This window comes from Halosubterraneus shenae (assembly GCF_050510935.1).
Lineage (GTDB): Archaea > Halobacteriota > Halobacteria > Halobacteriales > Haloferacaceae > JBDGPU01.
Genome location: NZ_JBNLVO010000014.1, coordinates 1 through 3,685 on the forward strand (window position 1 = coordinate 1; position 3,685 = coordinate 3,685).

Sequence of the window (3,685 nt, forward strand, 5' to 3'; positions counted from 1 at the left end):
GCGTTCCGGGCAGTACTGGAGTGCGCGAGCCTCTGGGAGTGCCGGTTCGCCGCCTACCATTCATACTTACATTCATACTCGATAGTCGAAGACGTGGCGATTGCCGCGTCTCGCAGTGCGTTTTCGTGAGGAGCTGCAGCACTCGTGATGACGTTTTGTGTGTAATCACTCGCTAGCAGCAGCTACGTTCCGGTTAACTTCTGTGGTGACGGGCCACGAGTCTCTCGAGCGCCGTTCATCGTCAGGAGTGTCCGTCGACAGACGCTGGCTGTACTTTTGAGTAGCTTATTTTCTGCCCGATAGCTTTCCAGTACGAGACGAACCGGGACCAGATGGTCGCGGAGTCGATCTCGCCGACGTCTGCCCTACAAACCCGACCAAAACGGCCGAAGAACTGATCACCACGGTGACAGCACACTCACGCGCGAATCTTGCTCGAAAACGGCATGTCGGAGCTGCAGATCGAGACCGACGTCGTCGTTGTCCGTCAGCACAGAAACGTGCCTTTTACGTGGCAAGTGGTCGTCCTCGAGCGAGCTTGACGAGCAGGTGACGAACTTCCAGATATTGCATCGAGTGCGCGCGAATGCGAAGCAGAAGTAGCGATAGCCGTGATCCTTCGATGTCGTCCATACCAGGAGTATTTCAACTGTCCCAGCCGTTCTCAATGTCCAGCGATCGCTGTCGCGGGTCACGAAGCCGCGTGCCATCAACAGCGGCGCCTCTTAGTCGTCATCGGATACCACGCTGAGAGCCGGGTAGTTCGCGTTGAACAGCGCGTACGCAGCGATATCCTCGGTACGATAGCTTTGTCTCGCGGAAATGGCCGATACCGTCGTTGTACCACATCCCGTCATCCGTGTCGGCGCGGCGCCGGTTGTCTCCGCAAAGTCCACCATCGATTCCTGTCGGAAGGGGTCGCGATCGTTGTCCACATCGTCCGGATCGTCGAGAGTACCGTCGAAATCGTCGGTGTCACCCTTGGTCGTCTCAAGGAATGCTCGTGTTCTGATCTGGGCACACCGCCTTACGCGACGGTCAGTCAGCGGCGTCTTCTCCTCCACATGGAGTTTCTGCCGTGTTCTTGCAGCCGTGAGCAGGTCGCCCGCTTGCCGGCGTGCTTTTTTGGCCGCCAGGTGGTACACGTCGTGCTTCTCGTGGGGAATGTGGCCACGTGGCGTCGAACTCCGGGTCGATCAACGGGTTCAGGTCCGGTGTGATTTCGAACGTGCTCTCAAGCACGCCGTCGACGACGTCCGCCCACTTTATGCCACATTCGACAGGTTTTGTCTCGAGGCCGACGATCTGGACGTTGCCCGTTGGTGATTCTCGACGTTCCCGGCACCCTTCTCCTTGTATCTGCACATGCCGTCTTCGGGATAGCCGTCGGTTCCTTCGGTATCTCCGGTTTGCGGTACTTCGTGATGTCGAGCGTTGCCGCCAGCCCGCCCTGGAGTTCGCTGCGATGCCGTGTTCGTGCGATGAGCGTTCGGATCGTCTCCTGGTATCTCGAGTGGATACCGTTGACGCCCGACTTTTCTGGTGGTGACGGTAGATGCACCCGGTAGGCCGCTGTTTCGGCCGGCGTGTCGTGTTCATCCGGAGGGTGCCAACGCCTTCCCCCGTGAAGGTGTCTTGCCGTATCCCAGTGACCCCTGTGCTTTCCGGAAGCGACTCTCCGGAACTGTGGCGTTCTGGGCGCGGTTCTGCTTGAAGGTATCCAGCACGAGCGGCTTCGTCTGCCCCCGGATTTCCTGAATCGCGTCTCCCGTGAGCCGGCGTTTCGATCGTTTGGACTCAGCGTTATGACTTCCCGGCTAGAACGGTTCGGTGGGGAGAGGTGATGCCGTGCCCGCAGCAGCACTCGGCGAAGTGGTTCGCGATGACTTATTGAGGTCTACTAACCAGTCGGAAAAGGAATCCTTCCAGACTTTCCAGGATGGTGGAGCTATGATGGCGCCGGCGGCTCCGCGACGTCAGCGTGGTGGTTACAGTCTCGACATTCCATCCTCAGTGACCTGTTGGTCTATCGAGTGACCCGCCAGGGTATTTGTGCCGGCCCATGCACTGCCGGTCCAAGCGGTTGAGGTCGGTATTTTCCGCCGTCCGTAATCCGTTGTCGGTAGTACGACTTCTTTATTCAGGTAACGTCCTGCATGTCTATTGGCTGATTCATCGACATTCTGATCACTCACGAGTCCAATCTGTCTTTTTCTCTGATTCCTGATACTGTTCGACGAGGGCTTCAGGAGCGTAAATGCGCTTCTGTTCCAGAACATTTGGCAATCCGGGAACCACCGTCAAGCCTATGCGTATGAAAAAAGTATGTATTCACATGCCCCAGCACAAGCGGAAGGTAGGTGATCGCGGACAGGTGACCATCCCGAAGGATCTCCGCGACCGGAGAGGTATCAGTGGAGGGGATGAGATCGAGTTCGTCGAAGTGGACGATAAGATCCTCATCAAGCCCCCAACGGACGAGGAACGCCTCGCTGAAGGATACCGGAAGCGAGCAGAGCGTTCGAAAGAACTCGCGGAAGAAATGGCAGTCGCGTCATCGGAAGCCAACGAACAGCTCGGAGACGCACCCGGATGGAGCGAGTGAGTTGCCGAGGTGGTGAAGCGTGAAGGTGCGTCGGGGAGATATCGTCATCGTTGACCTGAGCCCAACCAGAGGGAGCGAACAACAGGGAAAATCCCGTCCCTGCGTGGTGATCCAAAACGACACCGGGAACAAGCACTCGCCGACCACCATCATCGCGCCCTTCACCACGTCCTACAGTCCGAACAACATCTACCCCTTCGAGGTCGAGGTACGCGCAGCGAACACGCCTCTCAATCAGGACTCCGTGGCGGATCTGAGTCAGATACGTGTCGTCGATATTGGCAAGCGGATCTCGAAGAACATCGGGTCTATTCCCACGGTGAAGATAGCCGAAATCGATACTGCGATCGAAGACAGTCTCGGGTTGTGAACAGCCCTTGAGTGCGTCCGGAACGTCACATACGACGTACCGCAAGGGGCAGTTTGAGATCCCGCCGTTCAACCGGTCGCTGGTCTCTGATCTGAAACGGATTCGGTTTTACAAGGATTCGGAGGACGTCGCCGATCCGTTGGCGCGAACTACCGGTGTCAGTACGTCGTAACCGACCACGCAACCCACGGCGATCGCGACTCTTCGGAAGTTGGAGAGGTACAGCCTGGATTAACTTCGTTGCTTGAAACGGCGATTTACGCCGAACCGATTCACTGGAGAGCTGAATAAAGAAATCGTGCTTCTATCTACTGTAATAGCCATCCCGAGCTTGCCGGATGACTACTCGAGTTCCACCCTCTGCAGCTTCGATCGAGGGCGGCATCGTATCTATCTCGATGGGCTTATACGTACCCCGGCCATCGACTGTAATGCGAAGAACGCGACGCGAACTCGGGCCGTTCAATTCGGCCCGGATTCGCTCGGACCCGACTCCCTTCGGAGGGTTTATCCCCTCCCGGAGAATACAATCGAGTCCGGAGAAGATGAGGATTCCGCCCCTGCGCTCCGGCGTATAGACGGGATCTGATGTGAGCCATGATGGTCCGGTGTCACCCGGTCGTTCTGGGTGCGCCGGACACTTGGACCATGCAATGGTGATTCATTGACGTTACGTCAATCGAATCTCCGCCAAACCCCCTCCGTGCCGG

The 3,685-nt window shown here is 57.4% G+C and carries 3 protein-coding genes; 2 read left to right on the forward strand and 1 reads right to left on the reverse strand.

From position 1 onward, the window contains the following. Positions 1 to 725: 725 nt before the first annotated feature. Entirely contained in the window at positions 726 to 1,145 is a 420-nt protein-coding gene (locus ACQE3M_RS16340) for a hypothetical protein (protein ID WP_430506584.1), read from the reverse strand. A 1,190-nt stretch (positions 1,146 to 2,335) separates the two neighbouring features. Here ACQE3M_RS16340 and ACQE3M_RS16345 point away from each other — a divergent pair. Then, positions 2,336 to 2,605: an AbrB/MazE/SpoVT family DNA-binding domain-containing protein gene (locus tag ACQE3M_RS16345; protein WP_430506585.1), complete on the forward strand. Its 270-nt coding sequence runs from the start codon at positions 2,336 to 2,338 to the stop codon at positions 2,603 to 2,605. A 19-nt stretch (positions 2,606 to 2,624) separates the two neighbouring features. Then, on the forward strand, positions 2,625 to 2,975 hold the full coding sequence (locus tag ACQE3M_RS16350) for a type II toxin-antitoxin system PemK/MazF family toxin (protein ID WP_430506586.1): 351 nt from the start codon (positions 2,625 to 2,627) through the stop codon (positions 2,973 to 2,975). Positions 2,976 to 3,685: the final 710 nt, after the last annotated feature.

Coding starts and splice junctions, on each gene's coding strand:
- ACQE3M_RS16345 (WP_430506585.1), top strand. CDS start 2,336: ATGCCCCAGCACAAGCGGAAGGTAGGTGATCGCGGACAGGTGACCATC.